Source organism: Actinomadura luzonensis (assembly GCF_022664455.2).
GTDB lineage: Bacteria > Actinomycetota > Actinomycetes > Streptosporangiales > Streptosporangiaceae > Nonomuraea > Nonomuraea luzonensis.
Genome location: NZ_JAKRKC020000001.1, coordinates 2,613,830 through 2,629,799 on the forward strand (window position 1 = coordinate 2,613,830; position 15,970 = coordinate 2,629,799).

The 15,970-nt window shown below is 73.0% G+C and carries 18 protein-coding genes; 12 read left to right on the forward strand and 6 right to left on the reverse strand.

Features of this window, described 5'->3' with window-relative positions; translation table 11 throughout:
- Positions 1 to 50 precede the first annotated feature (50 nt).
- The 3 genes from MF672_RS12570 to MF672_RS12580 are packed head-to-tail and all read left to right on the forward strand — an operon-like array spanning position 51 to position 3,282.
- Positions 51 to 1,400, forward strand: coding sequence for an efflux RND transporter periplasmic adaptor subunit (locus MF672_RS12570; RefSeq protein ID WP_242374018.1), 1,350 nt, complete (start codon positions 51 to 53; stop codon positions 1,398 to 1,400).
- Positions 1,397 to 2,101 carry an ABC transporter ATP-binding protein gene (locus MF672_RS12575; protein ID WP_242374017.1) on the forward strand — a complete coding sequence of 235 codons (705 nt, stop codon included), beginning with the start codon at positions 1,397 to 1,399 and terminating at the stop codon, positions 2,099 to 2,101. The genes MF672_RS12570 and MF672_RS12575 overlap by 4 nt, the downstream gene beginning before the upstream one ends.
- Positions 2,098 to 3,282: an ABC transporter permease gene (locus tag MF672_RS12580; RefSeq protein ID WP_242374016.1), complete on the forward strand. Its 1,185-nt coding sequence runs from the start codon at positions 2,098 to 2,100 to the stop codon at positions 3,280 to 3,282. Before MF672_RS12575 ends, MF672_RS12580 begins: the two co-directional genes overlap by 4 nt.
- Positions 3,283 to 3,295: 13 nt before the next feature.
- Here the strand turns inward: MF672_RS12580 and MF672_RS12585 are convergent, their stop codons facing one another.
- The 4 genes from MF672_RS12585 to MF672_RS12600 form a co-directional block, all read right to left on the reverse strand.
- Positions 3,296 to 4,039, reverse strand: a complete 744-nt coding sequence (locus MF672_RS12585; protein ID WP_242374015.1) for an ABC transporter permease — start codon at positions 4,037 to 4,039, stop codon at positions 3,296 to 3,298.
- The gene (locus MF672_RS12590; protein WP_242374014.1) at positions 4,036 to 4,926 is read right to left on the reverse strand and encodes an ABC transporter ATP-binding protein; all 891 of its coding nucleotides are present in this window, start codon (positions 4,924 to 4,926) and stop codon (positions 4,036 to 4,038) included. The genes MF672_RS12585 and MF672_RS12590 overlap by 4 nt, the downstream gene beginning before the upstream one ends.
- Positions 4,927 to 5,006: 80 nt before the next feature.
- A complete protein-coding gene (locus MF672_RS12595; RefSeq protein ID WP_242374013.1) occupies positions 5,007 to 5,660 on the reverse strand; it encodes a response regulator in 654 nt (217 codons plus the stop codon).
- Positions 5,657 to 6,781 (reverse strand): sensor histidine kinase, encoded by a 1,125-nt coding sequence (locus MF672_RS12600; protein WP_242374037.1) that lies wholly within the window; start codon positions 6,779 to 6,781, stop codon positions 5,657 to 5,659. Before MF672_RS12600 ends, MF672_RS12595 begins: the two co-directional genes overlap by 4 nt.
- Before the next feature lie 122 nt (positions 6,782 to 6,903).
- Here MF672_RS12600 and MF672_RS12605 point away from each other — a divergent pair, with 122 nt between their 5' ends.
- From MF672_RS12605 to MF672_RS12645, 9 genes are all read left to right on the forward strand, one after another.
- Positions 6,904 to 8,067 (forward strand): acetoin utilization protein AcuC, encoded by a 1,164-nt coding sequence (locus MF672_RS12605; protein WP_242374012.1) that lies wholly within the window; start codon positions 6,904 to 6,906, stop codon positions 8,065 to 8,067.
- A gap of 26 nt (positions 8,068 to 8,093) precedes the next feature.
- The gene (locus MF672_RS12610; protein ID WP_242374011.1) at positions 8,094 to 8,876 is read left to right on the forward strand and encodes a phosphatase; all 783 of its coding nucleotides are present in this window, start codon (positions 8,094 to 8,096) and stop codon (positions 8,874 to 8,876) included.
- A 312-nt stretch (positions 8,877 to 9,188) separates the two neighbouring features.
- Positions 9,189 to 9,392, forward strand: coding sequence for a helix-turn-helix domain-containing protein (locus MF672_RS12615; RefSeq protein ID WP_026214222.1), 204 nt, complete (start codon positions 9,189 to 9,191; stop codon positions 9,390 to 9,392).
- A gap of 175 nt (positions 9,393 to 9,567) precedes the next feature.
- Positions 9,568 to 9,666 carry a 30S ribosomal protein bS22 gene (locus MF672_RS12620; RefSeq protein ID WP_018654693.1) on the forward strand — a complete coding sequence of 33 codons (99 nt, stop codon included), beginning with the start codon at positions 9,568 to 9,570 and terminating at the stop codon, positions 9,664 to 9,666.
- A gap of 22 nt (positions 9,667 to 9,688) precedes the next feature.
- Positions 9,689 to 10,684, forward strand: a complete 996-nt coding sequence (locus MF672_RS12625; RefSeq protein ID WP_242374010.1) for an NAD-dependent epimerase/dehydratase family protein — start codon at positions 9,689 to 9,691, stop codon at positions 10,682 to 10,684.
- Entirely contained in the window at positions 10,681 to 11,598 is a 918-nt protein-coding gene (locus MF672_RS12630; protein ID WP_407654721.1) for a lysophospholipid acyltransferase family protein, read from the forward strand. The genes MF672_RS12625 and MF672_RS12630 overlap by 4 nt, the downstream gene beginning before the upstream one ends.
- A 70-nt stretch (positions 11,599 to 11,668) precedes the next feature.
- Positions 11,669 to 12,463: an SDR family NAD(P)-dependent oxidoreductase gene (locus MF672_RS12635; protein ID WP_242374009.1), complete on the forward strand. Its 795-nt coding sequence runs from the start codon at positions 11,669 to 11,671 to the stop codon at positions 12,461 to 12,463.
- A gap of 58 nt (positions 12,464 to 12,521) precedes the next feature.
- Positions 12,522 to 13,100: an RNA polymerase sigma factor gene (locus MF672_RS12640; RefSeq protein WP_242374008.1), complete on the forward strand. Its 579-nt coding sequence runs from the start codon at positions 12,522 to 12,524 to the stop codon at positions 13,098 to 13,100.
- 2 nt (positions 13,101 to 13,102) lie between these two features.
- Positions 13,103 to 14,113 (forward strand): LCP family protein, encoded by a 1,011-nt coding sequence (locus MF672_RS12645; RefSeq protein ID WP_242374007.1) that lies wholly within the window; start codon positions 13,103 to 13,105, stop codon positions 14,111 to 14,113.
- Positions 14,114 to 14,182: 69 nt separating this feature from the next.
- Here MF672_RS12645 and MF672_RS12650 read toward each other — a convergent pair whose 3' ends face one another.
- Together MF672_RS12650 and MF672_RS51330 are read right to left on the reverse strand one after the other, a co-directional pair.
- Positions 14,183 to 15,061, reverse strand: coding sequence for an HAD family hydrolase (locus MF672_RS12650; RefSeq protein WP_242374006.1), 879 nt, complete (start codon positions 15,059 to 15,061; stop codon positions 14,183 to 14,185).
- 18 nt (positions 15,062 to 15,079) lie between these two features.
- On the reverse strand, positions 15,080 to 15,919 hold the full coding sequence (locus MF672_RS51330) for a DUF5667 domain-containing protein (protein ID WP_302893199.1): 840 nt from the start codon (positions 15,917 to 15,919) through the stop codon (positions 15,080 to 15,082).
- Positions 15,920 to 15,970: the final 51 nt, after the last annotated feature.

A 15,970-nucleotide genomic window follows, 5' to 3' on the forward strand; every position in this document is an offset into this window, starting at 1 on the left:
CCCCGGGCGGCCCACGGCGGGCCGGCGGGCGCGGACCATACGATGCTCGGGTGACGCCACGTCGCGGCCTCGCGCCGCTGCTCGTGCTCTTAGCATTGACCGGCTGCACGTCCGAGCCGACGCCCTCCGTCCAGGTCGGGGACGTCCGCCGTGCGCCGGTCACCGAAGTCGTCGAGGCCCCCGCCACCATCGGCGCGCGGGCCTCGGCGACCCTGCGCGCGCCCGCCACGGGCACGATCGCCAAGCTCTACGTCCGCGAGGGCCAGCGGGTGCGCAAGGGCGACCTGCTCGTCCGGATCAGCTCCCCCCAGGCCCGCGCCCAGCTCGGCCAGGCCCGCCGGGCGGCCAGGACGCCCGCGCCGCCGAGCCCCGCCACCTCTGTGCGCCTCCCCTCGCTGAACACCGCCGGCTTCGACCGCAAGGTGGCCGCGCACTTCGCCAAGGCGCGCAAGGCGGCCAGGAAGGTCGCCGACGCCCGCGTCCGTAAGCAGCTCCTCAACGCCATCGACCTCGCCCAGGCCCAGCACCGGGCGCAGACGGCCGCCCTGTCGACGATCACCGCCCAGCTCGGCCGCTCGATCAACGGCGTGCTGTCCGGCGTGACCAGCGGGCTGGCCGGCTCCATGGCCTCGTTGCAGGCCGCCTCCAAGGCCCAGGCCAGGGCCGCGGTCAAGGCGGCCGAGAGCACGGTGGCGGCGCTCACCGTGAAGGCCCCGTTCGGCGGCGTGGTCACGCTGGGCCGCGTCTCGGGCGGCGGCGCGGCGGGCGGCGTGGAGAGCCTGCTCGGCCAGTTGCCCGGCGCGGGTCAGGAGCTGCCGTCCCTGCCGGCGGGCGGGTCGGGGCCGGCCGGCACGCCGGTCGCGGCCGGCGTCCCGGTGGCGGCGGGCGACCCGCTCGTCACCGTCACCGACGTCTCCACCCTCCTGCTGGACGCCGACGTGGACGAGACCGACGTCCTCATGGTCAGGAAGGGCATCGAGGCGCAGGTCGAGCTGGACGCGGTGCCAGGGGCGACGTACTCGGCCCGGGTCACCGGCATCGGCGTCACCCCCAAGCAGGGCACCACGGGCGGCGTCAGCTACCCGGTGCGGCTCACGCTCGGCGCGGGCGCGTTCGACGACGGGACCCGCGCGCCGACCCCGAAGCCGGGCATGAGCGCCGTCACGCGGCTGACCGTGCGCGAGTCGCCGGCCGCGATCTCCGCGCCCGCCTCGGCCATCGTCTCCAGCGGGCGCGAGAGCGTGGTCTGGGTGGACAGGAACGGCGTCGCCGAGCGGCGCGTGGTCAAGCTGGGCGCGCAGGGCGAGGCGGTGGTCGAGGTGCTGACCGGGCTGTCGGTGGGCGAGCGGATCGTGGTCAAGGGCGCGGACTCCGTACGGCAGGGGCAGCGGCTGTCATGACGGCACTCACCACGGGAGGGCCGGCCATCGAGGCCGTGGACCTCGCCCGGCGCTACCAGCTCGACGGCGTGTCCGTGGAGGCGCTGCGCGGCGTGTCGCTGACGATCGGGCAGGGCGAGTTCGCCGCGATCGTCGGCCCGTCGGGCTCCGGCAAGTCGACGCTCATGCACCTGCTCGGCTGTCTCGACCGGCCGACGTCCGGGCGGCTGCGGATCAACGGGACGGAGATCTCCCGCCTGTCCGACGGCGAGCTGGCCGAGCTGCGCAACAAGACGATCGGCTTCGTCTTCCAGTCCTTCCACCTGCTGGGCCGCACCAGCGCGCTGGACAACGTGGCCCTGCCCCTGGTCTACCGGGGGATCGGCCGGGCGGAGCGGCGGGCGCGGGCCGGGGCGGCGCTGGAGTCCGTCGGGCTCGGGCACCGCCTGGGGCACCGGCCGGCCCAGATGTCCGGCGGCGAGCAGCAGCGGGTGGCGATCGCGCGGGCGCTGGTCGGCGAGCCCAAGGTGCTGCTGGCCGACGAGCCGACCGGCAACCTCGACACCGCCAACGGCGCCGAGATCATGGCCATCCTCGACCGGCTCAACGGCGAGCACGGCATGGCTGTGGTGCTCGTCACGCACGAGGGCGCGATCGCGGAGCGGGCCAGGCGGCAGATCCACGTCCGCGACGGCCTGATCGAGCTGGACACCGCCGCATGAGGGCGGGCGAGGCGCTGGCCATGGCGCTGGAGTCGCTGCGGGTCAACCGGCTGCGCAGCGCCCTGACCATGCTGGGCGTCATCATCGGCGTGCTGGCCGTGGTGGTGCTGGTGGCGATCGGCACCGGCGCCAAGGACGAGATCGAGAAGCAGATCTCCGGCCTCGGCACCAACATCATCCTGGTCGTCCCCGGCCGCATCAGCCTGGGCGCGGCCCCGACGCAGAGCAAGCTGGGCCTCGCCGACGTCGCGTACGTGCGCCGCGTGGTCGGCGACCCGGCCAAGGTGACGGTCTCGCTCCAGTCGGGCGAGACCGTGCGGGCCGGCCGGACGGAGGCGTTCGTCACGGTCGTCGGCACCGACCAGAACCTCGTCAACATCTTCGAGCGGCCGGTCGCCAAGGGCCGCCCGCTCAGCGGCACCGACGTCGACACCCGCCGCCGGGTGGCGGTGCTGGGCTCGGAGGTGGCCGACCGGCTGTTCGGCGACCTGGACCCGATCGGGCGGCAGATGTCGATCGCGGGAGCCAGGTTCCGGGTGGTCGGCGTGTACGCGACGGTGGGGCAGACGTTCGGGCTCTCCCGGGACCAGGAGGTGCACGTCCCGGTGACGACCGCGCAGCGGCTGCTCGGAATCGCCCGGATCAACGGGATGGCGGTCGGCGCGAGCGGCCCCGACGAGATCCAGCCGCTGTCGGACCGGGTCACGGCCGCGCTGCGGGCCCGCTACCCGGGCGAGCAGTTCTCGGCGGTCACGCAGACGGCGCTGCTCGGCACGGTCGGCAGCGTGCTGGGCATGCTCACCGGCGTGCTGGCCGCGATCGCGGGCATCTCGCTGCTGGTCGGCGGCGTGGGGGTGTCGAACATCATGCTGGTCAGCGTGCGCGAGCGCACCGCCGAGATCGGGCTGCGCAAGGCGCTGGGGGCCAGGCAGCGCGACGTCCTGGCCCAGTTCCTGCTGGAGGCGGTGCTGCTGACGACCATCGGCGGGCTGATCGGGATCCTGCTCGGCGTCGGCGGCTCGCTGGCCATCGCCGCCACCACCGAGGTGCCGGCCTCGATCACCTGGTGGTCGATCGTGCTGGCGTTCGGGGTGTCGGCGGCGGTCGGGATGTTCTTCGGCGTGGCGCCGGCGCGGCGGGCGGGCCGGCTGGACCCGGTGATCGCCCTCCGCGCGGAGTAGGCCGCGGGCCGGGTCAGGCGTCGCGGCGCTGCATGAGCACCGCGCCGGCGGCCACGGCCACGGCGATCCACACCAGGTAGACGCCGAACCCGGCCCACGGGGCCAGCGACGAGCCCGGGTCGCCGCCGGGCACGATGAGCTGGCCCGCGTTGGTGGTGAAGTACTCGGCGACGGTCCTGCCCCACTGGCCGGGCAGCTGCCTGGCCACGAGGGGCAGGACCATCATCAGCGCGATCGCGCTCACGATCGCCCCCGGCGTGTGCCGGACGAGCGTGCCGAGCCCCACGCCGAACAGCCCGCACGCGGTCAGGTAGAGGCCGGCCCGGACGGCGGCCCACGCCACCTCGCCCGCCGACACCCCGGCCGGCTGCATGATCGCCAGGCCGACGGCGAGCGCGCCGGCCGCGGAGAGCGTGCAGACGACCAGCGCGGTCGCGCTGAAGACCGCGATCTTGGCGGTGAGCAGGCTGAGCCGGCGCGGCACGGCCATCAGCGAGGTCCTGATGCCGCCCGTGCGGTACTCGCTGGAGATCACCAGGACGCCCAGGGTGGCGATGGACAGTGCCGCGAACATCACGCCGAGCAGGCTCACGCCGAGCGCCTGCGCCGCGTCGACCGGCCCCCGGCCGCTGCCCCTGATCGAGGCGGCGAGCAGCGCGCCGAAGCCGACCATCATCGCGGCGGTGACGACCAGCGTCCACACCGTCGAGCGGACCGAGCGCAGCTTGGTCCATTCCGACCTCAGGATGTCGATCATGACGTGAACTCCAGGCTGTCCTTGGTGAGCTCCATGTACGCGGCTTCGAGCGAGGGCTGCACGTACGTCAGCTCCTCCAGCGGGATGCCGGCCCGCGCGGTGAGGGTGCCGATTTCCAGCGTGCTCATCGCGGTCACCCGCAGGTGGTCGGGGTGCAGCTCGCCCACCTTCACCAGGTCGGCCACCTCGGCCAGGCGCGGGGAGCGCACCCGCACGTACCCCTGGGAGCTGCGGCCGATGAACTCCTCGACGCTCGTGTCGGCGATGAGCCGGCCCTTGCCGATGACGACGAGGTGGTCGGCGGTCTGGGCCATCTCGCTCATGAGGTGGCTGGAGACGAAGACCGTGCGGCCCTCGGCGGCCAGCTTGCGCATGAACGTGCGGATCCACAGGATGCCGTCGGGGTCGAGGCCGTTGACCGGCTCGTCGAACAGCAGGATCTCCGGGTCGCCGAGCAGCGCCGCGGCGATGCCGAGCCGCTGCGCCATGCCGAGCGAGAAGCCGCCGACACGGCGCCTGGCCACCTGGCTCAGGCCCACGGTCTCCAGCACCTCCGTCACGCGGCTCGCGGGCAGGCCGTTGCTCTGGGCGATGGCCAGCAGGTGGTTGCGGGCGCTGCGCCCGCCGTGCACGGCCTTGGCGTCGAGCAGCGCGCCGACCTTGCGGAGCGGGTGGCGCAGCTCGTGGTACGGCCGTCCGGCCACGAGCACCGAACCGCCGGACGGGCGGTCGAGCCCGAGGATCATCCGCATGGTGGTGGACTTGCCCGCGCCGTTGGGGCCGAGGAAGCCCGTCACCTGGCCGGGCTCGACGTCGAACGACAGGTCCGCCACCGCGACGGTGGCGCCGTACCGTTTGCTCAGGTTCGTTGCTCGGATGGCGGTCATGATCCCAGCGTGCCGTCGCGGCCCGCCGGTTTCGTCCTGCCCGAGGACCGTCTTCGCGCCGCGGCCGTAGGACCTGGGTCCTACTCTCCAGGGTGGACGAGCGCCGCCTCGTAGGCGACGATCACCGCCTGCGCCCGGTCCCTGACGCCGAGCTTGGCGAACAGGCTGGTCACGTGGTTCTTCACGGTCGAGGGGGAGACGGCGAGGTCGGCGGCGATCTCCGGGTTGGAGCGGCCCCTGGCGATGAGGACGAGCACCTCCCGCTCCCGGTCGGTCAGCCCTGGCAGCCCGGCGGGCACGTCCCTTCGCCGCGAGGCGCGCACGAACGTGCCGATCAGCCGGGTCAGCAGGCGCGGCGCGACGGCCGACTCGCCCCGGTGCACCACCCGCACGCCCTCGACCAGCTCCTCGGGGGAGACGTCCTTGGGCAGGAAGCCGTCGGCGCCCGCGCGGAGCGCCGCGACCACGTTCTCGTCGAGGTCGAACGTGCTCAGCGCGAGCACCCGCACCTCGGGCAGCTCGGCGGTGATCAGCTCGGTCGCGCGGACCCCGTCCATGGCCGGCATGTGCAGGTCCATGAGCACCACGTCCGGGCGCAGCCGCCGGGACAGCTCCACCGCCTCCGCGCCGTCGCCGGCCTCGCCCACCACGGACAGGTCGGGCTGGGCGTCCAGCATGAGCCGGTAGCCCGTGCGCACCAGCTCGTGGTCGTCGGCGAGCAGCACTCGGATCATGGTCTCTCCAGGGGGATGCGGGCGTGGACGCGGAAGCCGCCTCCGGGGCGGGGGCCGGTCGAGAGCTGGCCGCCGCAGAGCGCCACCCGCTCGGCCATGCCGCCGAGCCCGAACCCGGGCGCGCCGCCGCCCTTCACCGACCCGTCGTCCAGCACCTCGACCTCGACCGCGTCCGGCCCGTAGGCCAGCCGCACGCTGGCCCGGGCGCCGAGCGCGTGCTTGCGGGTGTTGGTCAGCGCCTCCTGCACGATCCGGTAGACGGCGAGGTCCACCGGCGCGGGCAGCGCGACGGGCTCGCCGGTGACGCTGAGGCTGGCGGGCAGCCCGGCCGACCTGGCCTCCTTGATCAGCGCGGGCAGCCGCTCCGCGCCGACGCCGGTCGCCGCGTCCGGCCCCTCGCCGGCGCCGTCGGCCCGCAGCACGTCGAGCAGCCGGCGCATCTCGGTCATCGCCTGCCTGGCGGTCTGCTCGGCGCTTTCCAGGGCGTTCCTGGTGACCTCCTGCTCGGCGGGCAGCGTCGCCCGCGCGCCGCCGACCAGGGCGTTGATGACGGTGATGTGGTGGGCGACGACGTCGTGCAGCTCCCTGGCGATGCGCCGGCGCTCCTCGCGCACGGCGGCGTCGGCGGCCTCGCGCCTGCTGCGCGCGGTCAGCTCGGTGCGCAGCCGGACGAGCTGGCCGATGCCGACGGCGGCGCCGACGGAGAACAGGTAGCCCACCCAGTTGCCGCGTCCTGGCCAGAAGAGCTCGCCCGCGACGGTGTAGGCGGCGTAGGAGGCGAGCGCGGTCAGGGCGGTGGTGCGGCCGGAGGTGTAGCGGCCGACGCTGTAGAGCGCGACGGCCGACGGCACGTTGGCGAGCTGGGTGAGGTGCGCGGCGAAGGCGGCGGCGTCCAGCGCGGTGACGAGCGCGGCGGTGAGGATCGGCCGGCGGCGGCGCATGAGCAGCAGCGACGCGCCGACCAGGTAGTGCGCGGCGCCCAGCGCCTGCCAGGCGAGGCCCTGCACGATCATGGAGACCAGGCCGATGACCGCGGGCACCGAGATGACGATCACCAGCGCCAGGTCGGCGACCTTGGGGCGGCGCAGGAACCGCACGGCTCTCCCGACCGCTCGCCCCATCCCCACGCCCAAACCCTAAATCATGAAATAAGCCCTTATCCGGCCGAGAGCCCGGGCTACAACGAGGAGTCCGCGCTGCGGTAACGTCGGCCAGAGGCGAGGCGGCACGCGGAGGGGTTGGCATGAGCCGGTCGGTACGGGTGATCTGGGACGACGCTCTCACCTCCTACGACTTCGGCCCCGGCCATCCCCTGGCCCCCGTCAGGGTCGAGCTGACGATGGCGCTCGCGCGCGGCCTCGGCGTGCTCGACAAGGTCGAGCTGGCCGGCTGCGACCCGGCGAGCGACGACGAGCTGGCCATGGTCCACAAGCGCGACTACGTCGAGGCCGTCAAGCGGGTGTCCGTCTCCGGCTTCCCCGACCTCGGCTGCGGCCTCGGCACCACCGACAACCCGGCCTTCAAGGGCGTGCACGAGGCCTCGGCGCTGATCTCGGGCGCCTCGCTGGCCGCCGCCCGCGCGGTCTGGGAGGGCACGGCCGAGCACGCCCTCAACATCGCGGGCGGGCTCCACCACGCCATGCCCGCCATGGCCAGCGGCTTCTGCGTCTACAACGACCCGGCGCTCGCCATCGCCTGGCTGCTGGAGCGGGGCGTGGAGCGGGTCGCGTACGTGGACGTGGACGTCCACCACGGCGACGGCGTGCAGACGGTCTTCTACGACGACCCGCGGGTGCTGACGATCAGCCTGCACGAGAGCCCGCGCACGTTGTTCCCCGGCACCGGCTTTCCCGAGGAGACCGGCGCGCAGGGCACCTCGGTCAACGTCGCGCTGCCGGCGGGCTGCGGCGACGCCGGCTGGCTGCGGGCCTTCCACGCGGTCGTGCCGCCGCTGCTGCGCGAGTTCCGTCCCGACGTCCTGGTCACCCAGCAGGGCTGCGACAGCCACGCCCTCGACCCGCTGGCCAACCTCATGCTCAGCGTCGACGGCCAGCGCGCCGCGTACGCGGCCCTGCACCGGCTGGCCCACGAGGTGGCGGGCGGGCGCTGGGTCGCGGTCGGCGGGGGCGGTTACGAGCTGGTCCAGGTCGTCCCGCGGGCCTGGACGCACCTGCTCGCCGAGGCGGCGGGCCATCCGGTCGCCCCGGCCACGCCGACGAGCGAGGAGTGGCGCAGGTACGTGCGCGAGCGCACGGGCGAGACGCCCCCGCTGACGATGACGGACGGCCGTAATCCGGAATTTCATGACATCTCGGGCGGTTATGACCCTGCGGACCCCATCGACCGTGCGGTCATGGCGACCCGGAAAGCGGTGTTCCCCCTGCACGGCCTCGACCCGATGCCCTAGCGCTCGACGTTCTGCGAAGGAAAGCTGTGCTGAGCCGCGACCAACTCCGTGATCATCTCGTCCGGACGCGCATTGCCGGCGATGTCGCGACCCCCCGGGAGAACAACCTCGACCACTTCAGCTCCCTGGCGAACGGCGACCCGTACTACGCGCTCGGCCTGACCTTCGACCAGCCGTGGTCCTTCCGCGACGTGCTCGCCCTCATGGCGAAGTCCTGCGGCGTCGTCGCCGACCCCGGCCACCGCTGGGGTCAGGACACCATCGACCCCGACCTGACGATCGACGCGATCGACGCCATGGCCGAGCGCGTCGCCGCGGCGCTGTCGCGGCCCGAGCCGCGGGTGATGTTCGCCACCGGCCACCCCACCGGGCTGCTGGCCGTGCACCTGCCGCTGGCCGCCCTCTGCGCGCGGCACGGCGCGCGGCTGGTGACGCCCGCCGAGGGCTGGACGTACGCGGGCTCCGGCTTCGGCCGCCCCCGCCGCATCCGCTACCTCCAGGACATCGCGATGCTCGACGACCGCGGCAACTTCGTGCACACCCACGACGCCGCCCCGATGCGGCACATGCTGCACGAGCTGGGCGACGAGCTGCCCGACCTGGTGATCGCCGACCACGGCTGGGCGGGCGCGGCCGGCAACGCCGGCGTGCCGACGGTGGCCTTCGCCGACTGCAACGACCCCGGGCTGTTCGTCGGCGAGGCGGAGGGCAAGATCGACGTGGTCGTGCCACTCGACGACAATGTGCTACCCCGTTTCTACGCTCCGTTGACCGAACGTTTGGTCACTCTGGTCACTCGCGCCCTCTGAGTTCAATTCGGCCCTCCCGATACCGTCTTTTCGCGCCTGCATTCCAAGGGGCTCGCCGTCCCTTTGCCAACTTTTGATACGGCTCCGGCGACTCTTATGTGTGGCAACTTGGACAGTTCCAACGTCCAGGCGAGGTGCTCGGCCCGGCTGCTCACCAGCGATTTCGCTGGTTCGGCTGACAGGAGGCTCCGGTGAGAGAGAAACTAGGGGGTTTGCGCACCCGGAGTCCCGACTTACGCTGACGGCAGTACACGTGCGTGAGCAATGGCACCAGTGGGGATAACCCGGAAACACGTGCGGAAGAGGCGTCCGATGGGTGCAGGCGAAAGACCTCTCAGCGAGGTGAAGTTCCTGACCGTCGCAGAAGTGGCGACGGTCATGAGGGTGTCCAAGATGACTGTGTACCGGCTCGTACACTCCGGCGAGCTCCCGGCCATCAGGGTAGGCCGGTCGTTCAGGGTGCCCGAGCAGGCGGTACACGACTATCTGCGGGAGGCCTACATCGAGGCAGGTTGACGTAGCGACGTGATGATCACGCCGTGAATGCTGTCGCGGGAGAGGCCCGGCCGCTCGCCACGCGCGGCCGGGTCCTCACCCCCCGAGGGGCGATCTACCGTGGATCGCCGGTAGTCTTGTGAGCCGGTGTGCGCTCGCACTCCGATCAGACTTGCTATCAGTACCTGGGGGTCCCGTGGGCTCTGTGATCAAGAAGCGCCGCAAGCGGATGGCCAAGAAGAAGCACCGCAAGCTGCTCAAGAAGACGCGCATCCAGCGGCGTAACAAGAAGTAACCTACGCAGCTGCGAGGCGCTGATGACCCACACCGTGCTCGTCACCGGGGTCTCGCGCCACATCGGCGCCCGGGTGTCGAGCGTTCTGGCCGCGGACCCGGACATCACCCGGGTCATCGGAGTGGACACCGTGCCGCCCCCCTCGCTGACGCGGGACGGCGGGGTCTCCCTCGGCCGGACCGAGTTCGTCCGGGTGGACCTGCGCAGCCCCGACATCGCTCAGGTGATCGCGGCCGCGGACATCGACACCGTTGTGCACATGAGCCTGGTCAGCGCTCCCTCGCGGGGCGGTGGCAGGGCCGCCATGAAAGAGCACAACATCATCGGCACCATGCAGCTGCTCGGCGCCTGCCAGCGGTCGGCGACCGTGCGGCGGGTGGTGGTCCGCTCCACCACCGCCGTCTACGGCTCGTCCCCGCGGGACCCGGCGGTGTTCACCGAGGACCTGGAGCCGCACGACGGCCCCAGCCACGGTTACGCGAAGGACGCGTGCGAGGTCGAGGGCTACGTGCGGGGCTTCGCGCGCCGCCGTCCCGACGTCACCGTCTCGCTGCTGCGTTTCGCCAACTTCATGGGGCCGGGCGTCGACTCGCCCCTGACGCGTTACTTCACCCAGCCGGTGCAGCCGACCGTGTTCGGCTTCGACCCGCGGCTGCAGTTCGTCCACGAGGACGACGCGGTCGAGGTGCTGCGCCGGATGGCGACGGAGGACCACCCCGGCACGTACAACGTGGCCGGGGCGGGCGTGCTGCTGCTGTCGCAGTGCGTGCGGCGGGCCGGCCGGCTGTCGCTGCCGCTGTTCTCGCCCGCCTTCGAGGCGCTCGGCAACGCCGCGCGCCGCGCCGGGCTGGTCGAGTACTCACCCGAGCAGCTCAAGCTCATGTGCTACGGCCGCGCGGTCGACACCTCGCGGCTGGAGGCCGAGCTCGGCTGGAAGCCCAAGTTCACGACGGGGGCGGCCTTCGAGGACTTCCTGCGCTCTCGCGGCCTGCGCCCGATCGGAGGTGTGACCGGTTGAGCGTTTCCCGCGAGTCGCGCGAGGAGGACGACGGACGCGTGGTCCCCATCAGCGCGGCGCCCTCCTTCGAACAGGCCGGGCCCGACCCGCTCGCCGAGCTGCTGGCCTTCGTCCGGCGGCGCGTCACCGGCGACTACGAGGTCGACGAGTTCGGCTACGACCCCGAGCTGACCGACAAGGTCTTCCTGGAGCTGGTCCGGCCGCTCTACACCCACTGGTTCCGGGTGGAGACGGTGGAGCTGAAGAACGTGCCCGACGAGGGCGGCGCGCTGGTCGTCGCCAACCACAGCGGCACGCTGCCGGTCGACGCGCTGATGCTCCAGGTCGCCATGCACGACGACGTCCGGCGGCCGCTGCGGCTGCTCGGCGCCGACCTGGTCTACCAGCTCCCGCTGCTCAGCCACCTGGCCCGCAAGACCGGCCACACCCTCGCCTGCCGCGAGGACGCCGACCGGCTGCTGCGCAAGGGCGAGCTGGTCGGGGTGTTCCCCGAGGGCTTCAAGGGCGTCGGCAAGCCGTTCTCCGAGCGCTACAAGCTGCAGCGCTTCGGCCGCGGCGGCTTCGTGGCCTCGGCGATCAGGGCCGGGGTGCCCATCCTGCCCACGGCCATCGTGGGGGCCGAGGAGATCTACCCGAAGATCGGCGACCTCAAGTCGCTGGCCCGGCTGCTCGGGCTGCCCTACCTGCCGATCACGCCGTTCTTCCCGCTGCTCGGGCCGCTCGGGCTGGTGCCGCTGCCGTCCAAGTGGATGATCGAGTTCGGTGAGCCGATCCGCACCGACGAGTACGAGCCGGACGCCGCCGACGACCCGATGACGGTCTTCAACGTCACCGACCACGTGCGCGAGACCATCCAGCAGATGCTCACCGAGCTGCGGCTGCGCCGGGGGCACGCCTTCCCGCCGTTCCTCTGAGCCCTGCAACCGCGCTCCCCTCCGCGGTGTTCTCGATGGCGAAATGTCGTGAACACCGAAGGGACCCACCATGGATCTCGAACTTTCCGGGCGCGTGGCGATCGTGACGGGCGCCTCCAGGGGCATCGGGCTGGCCGTCGCCCGCACCCTGGCCGAGGAGGGGGCGCACGTCGTGGCCGTGTCCCGCACCGCGGGCGGCGAGCTGCCCGGCAAGGCCCTGCACGTCGCCGCCGACCTCATGGACCCGCAGGCGCCCGCCAGGGTCGTGGCGCGGGCCGTCGAGGAGTTCGGCGGGGTGGACGTGCTGGTCAACAACGCCGGCGGGCCGCCGCCCGGGGTGACGCTGCCGCGGGTCGGCTTCCTGACGCCGGACGAGGAGGACTGGCAGGCCATGTTCGCCTTCAACCTGTTCTCCGCCGTGCGGATGATCCGGGCCGTCCTGCCGGTGATGACCGGGCGGGGCGGCGGCTCGATCGTCAACGTCTCGTCCGGGACGGCCCGGCAGCCCGGGCCGATGAACGTCGACTACGGCGCCGCCAAGTCCGCGCTCAACCACGTGAGCAAGGCCGTGTCGGAGGAGTTCGGCGGGCAGGGCGTGCGCGTCAACACGGTCTCGCCCGGCCCCGTGCTCACCGACTGGTGGACGAAGGAAGGCGGGGCGGCCGAGGTCATCGCGGGCATGGCCGGAGCCTCCAAGGAGGCCGTGGTCGCCGAGGTCGCGCCCGGCATGATGAAGCTGGTCACCGGACGGCTGGTCCGGCCGCAGGAGGTCGCCGACGTCGTCGCGCTGCTCGCCTCGCCGCGCTCCGGCAGCACCACCGGCGCCGAGTTCGCCGTGGACGGGGGCTTCCTCAAGGAGCTGTGAACCCGGGCGGCGGGTTGTGGCAAGACATGCGTGACCGATCCCCCACAGAAGGGCGGAGATGATCCTGCAACCCGCCACCCGAGGCGCGGACGCGGAGCTCGTGAACGCCTCGTGGACCGACCCCGAGGCGTTCGCCGAGCTGTTCGACCGCTACGCCGGAATGCTCTACCGCTACGTCTCCAAACGGCTCGGCCCCGAGCCCGCCGAGGACCTCGTCGGGGAGACGTTCCTGGTCGCCTTCTCCCGCCGCAGGAGCTACGACCTGGCCTACCCGGACGCCCGCCCCTGGCTGTTCGGCATCCTCACCAAGCTCATCTCCCGGCACCACCGCAAGGAGGCCGCCCGCTACCGGGCGCTGCTGCGGGCGCCGGTCGACTCCGCCGTCGAGTCGCCCGCCGACCGGGTGGCCGCCGGCGTCACCGCCCAGGCGGTGCGCGGGGAGCTGGCCGGCGCGCTCGCGTCCCTGCCCGCCAAGGACCGGGACGTGCTGCTGCTCATCGCCTGGGGCGACCTGACGTACGAAGAGGTCGCGCAGGCGCTCGGCATCCCGATCGGCACCGTGCGCTCCCGCCTCAACAGGGGCAGGCGGAAGGTGCGGGCCGCGCTCGGCGACACCAACCCCATGGAGGAGGAGTGACGATGGACGACCTCAGACTGCTCCGCGACCTCGGCGTGGAGCTGGAGCACGAGCCGCCCGCGACCCTCCTCAGGCAGCGTGAGCGGCTGCTGCGGGCCCGTACGCGGCGGTGGCGGGCGAGCTGGTGGGCCGCCGGGCTGGTCGCCGTGGCCACGGCCGCCGCGGTCGTGGTGCCCACGGTGCTGCTCGCCGGCCGGCAGACCGCCGTCCCGCCCGCCGGCTCGCAGGCCGTGGAGGTGCGCGGCGCCGTGAACATCCTGCTGATCGGCTCCGACAGCGTCCAGGGCGCGAACGCCGAGTACGGCCCCCACCGCGCGCGGCAGGCCGACGGCGGCGGGCAGCGCGCGGACACCATCATCGTCCTGCACGTGCCCGAGGACCGGCGCACCGTGACGGCGGTCAGCGTGCCCCGCGACTCGCTGGTGGCGATCCCCGCCTGCGCGGGCCGGGCCGCCCGTACCGACCTGATCAACTCGGCGTACGACAAGGGCGGCCTGCCCTGCCTCCGCGACACCATGCGCAAGCTGACCGGGCTCAGCTTCGAGCACACGGTGGAAGTGGACTTCACCGGCTTCAAGGGCATCGTGGACGCGCTGGGGGGCGTTCAGCTCACCCTGAGCCGCCCCGTGGACGACCCGCGCGCCAAGCTGCGGCTGCCCGCCGGCAAGGTCACGCTGAACGGCGAGGCGGCGCTCGGCTGGATGCGCTCACGGGCCGCCGGGGACGGCTCCGACATCGCCCGCATCAAACGGCAGGCGCAGCTCCTGCGCGCGATGGCGAAGAAGGTTCAGGGCGCGCTCGGGGAGGAGCACCGGCTCAAGGCCCTGCTCGGCGAGGTGCGCGAAGCGGTGCACACCGACCTGAGCGTGGAGGAGATGGCGGGGCTCGCCGGGTCGCTGGCGGAGGCCAAGGTCACCATGGCGGTCGTGCCGTGGAGACCGGCCGCGACCGACCCGAACCGGGTCGAGTGGCAGCAGCCCCAGGCCCGCGAACTGTTCGACACCCTGAAGTGACCCCCGCCCGCCCCGGTCACGGCCGGGGCCGTCGCGGGAGGGCGCGGAGGGATGGGGGCGGGGTGAGGGTCAGTGGCGGCGGTAGTGGCGGCGGAGGGCGATGCCGGCCGCGACGCCGCCCGCGACCGCCCCCACGCCCGCCGCGATGGGCAGCGCCGTCAGCGTCGCCTTGCGCCCCGTACGGAAGTCCTTGACCGGCCAGTCGTGCTTCCTGGCGTGTTCGCGCAGCTCGCTGTCGGGGTTGATCGCCACGGCGTTGCCCACTAGCGACAACATCGGCAGGTCGTTCGCCGAGTCGCTGTAGGCGGTGCAGCGCGTCAGGTCGAGGCCCTCGCGCCGGGCCAGCGCCCGCACCGCCTCGGCCTTGGCGGGGCCGTGCAGCAGGTCGCCGACCAGGCGGCCGGTGTAGATGCCGTTGCTGGTCTCGGCGACGGTGCCGAGCGCGCCGGTCAGCCCGAGCCGCAGCGCGATGACGCGCGCCAGCTCGACCGGCGTGGCGGTGACCAGCCAGACCCGCTGCCCGGCGTCCAGGTGGGACTGGGCGAGCGCGCGGGTGCCGCCCCAGATGCGGTCGGCCATGACCTCGTCGTAGATCTCCTCGCCGAGCCGTACGACGTCGTCGACCTTGGCCCCGGCCACGAACGCCAGCGCCGTCTCCCTCGCCACCGCGATGTGCTCGGGGTTCTCGCTGCCGCGCAGCCGGAACACCGCCTGGCCCACGGCGAACTTCACCAGGTCGGACGTGGTGAACATGCCGCGCGTGGCCAGGCCGCGGGCGAAGTGGTAGATGGAGGCGCCGCGCATCATCGTGTTGTCCACGTCGAAGAAGGCCGCCGCTTCCAGGTCGGGCTCGACCGGCCGGGCCGGCGCGACGGTGACCGCCGCCTGCGCCGCGGCCTCGCCCGCAACCTCGGGCTGGACCTCGTGTCGTCGTCCGAAAAGCCGCATGAGCTTCAGCTTAGCTACCTACTGCGGGGCGGCCAGACCCTCGATGTAGTCGAGGTAACCCTCGGCCTGGGCCTGCTGATCGCCGTTGAGCTGCGGAAGCATGGGGCCGACCATCTCCTTCTGGTCCCGCGCGAATTTCTTGATCTTCGGTGAGCGCGGTTCGGCCCGTTCCAGGCGGCTGATGCCCGAGCGGGTGGAGTCCTCCATGTCCTTGAGGGTCTTGCTGACCAGCGGGCCGTCGTCGGCGGAGCCGAGCAGGCTGGCGACCTCCCTGGCGCGGGTCTTGGCCGAGTCGAGCTCGCGCTCGCCGCGCTCGGCGTCGTCGGCGCTGAGCCGGACGAGCGTGCTCTCGGCGGCGCGCTTGAGCGGGTAGAGGGAGTCGCCGGGCACCGCCTGGTACGTGGCGAACGCCGAGACCATCATGCCCGCCGCCAGCCCGAACGAGGCCAGGTGGGACAGCAGGGGCCGCCGCCGCGCCGGTCGCACGGCCGGTCGCCGTTCGGACCGGGCGGGCCGGGGCCGGGCGTGCCGCGCGCCCCTGCCGTGGCCGAGCGGCCCGCGCCCGGTGCGCACGTCCCGCTCGCCCTCCCGATCGCCCCGCCGATCGACCCGTCGATCGACCCGTCGATCGACCCGCCGATCGACCTCGCCCGCGAGGGGCGACTCCTCCGCGAGCAGCGTCCGCTCGGCGAGGGCGACCTCCTCGGCGAGCGCGGCCCGTTCGGCGAGGCGCCCGGAGAGCAGGTCGGCGCGCAGCCGCGCGCGAAACGACGGCTCCGGAGCCCCGCCGATGGGCAGGCTCCGCAGCTCCGAGAGGTGTTCGAGCACGCGTTCCCGCCGCCTGCGCGCCCTACCCATGACAGTCGCTCCCGTCTGGCCGTGACACATGCTCAACGAGGAGCCGATGGT

Excerpts from the sequence above, each read along its gene's own strand:
- MF672_RS12575 (WP_242374017.1), top strand. The coding sequence starts at position 1,397 with ATGACGGCACTCACCACGGGAGGGCCGGCCATCGAGGCCGTGGACCTC.
- MF672_RS12580 (WP_242374016.1), top strand. The coding sequence starts at position 2,098 with ATGAGGGCGGGCGAGGCGCTGGCCATGGCGCTGGAGTCGCTGCGGGTC.
- MF672_RS12585 (WP_242374015.1), bottom strand. The coding sequence starts at position 4,039 with ATGATCGACATCCTGAGGTCGGAATGGACCAAGCTGCGCTCGGTCCGC.
- MF672_RS12590 (WP_242374014.1), bottom strand. The coding sequence starts at position 4,926 with ATGACCGCCATCCGAGCAACGAACCTGAGCAAACGGTACGGCGCCACC.
- MF672_RS12595 (WP_242374013.1), bottom strand. The coding sequence starts at position 5,660 with ATGATCCGAGTGCTGCTCGCCGACGACCACGAGCTGGTGCGCACGGGC.
- MF672_RS12600 (WP_242374037.1), bottom strand. The coding sequence starts at position 6,781 with ATGGGGCGAGCGGTCGGGAGAGCCGTGCGGTTCCTGCGCCGCCCCAAG.
- MF672_RS12605 (WP_242374012.1), top strand. The coding sequence starts at position 6,904 with ATGAGCCGGTCGGTACGGGTGATCTGGGACGACGCTCTCACCTCCTAC.
- MF672_RS12615 (WP_026214222.1), top strand. The coding sequence starts at position 9,189 with ATGGGTGCAGGCGAAAGACCTCTCAGCGAGGTGAAGTTCCTGACCGTC.
- MF672_RS12625 (WP_242374010.1), top strand. The coding sequence starts at position 9,689 with ATGACCCACACCGTGCTCGTCACCGGGGTCTCGCGCCACATCGGCGCC.
- MF672_RS12635 (WP_242374009.1), top strand. The coding sequence starts at position 11,669 with ATGGATCTCGAACTTTCCGGGCGCGTGGCGATCGTGACGGGCGCCTCC.
- MF672_RS12640 (WP_242374008.1), top strand. The coding sequence starts at position 12,522 with ATGATCCTGCAACCCGCCACCCGAGGCGCGGACGCGGAGCTCGTGAAC.
- MF672_RS12645 (WP_242374007.1), top strand. The coding sequence starts at position 13,103 with ATGGACGACCTCAGACTGCTCCGCGACCTCGGCGTGGAGCTGGAGCAC.
- MF672_RS12650 (WP_242374006.1), bottom strand. The coding sequence starts at position 15,061 with ATGCGGCTTTTCGGACGACGACACGAGGTCCAGCCCGAGGTTGCGGGC.
- MF672_RS51330 (WP_302893199.1), bottom strand. The coding sequence starts at position 15,919 with ATGGGTAGGGCGCGCAGGCGGCGGGAACGCGTGCTCGAACACCTCTCG.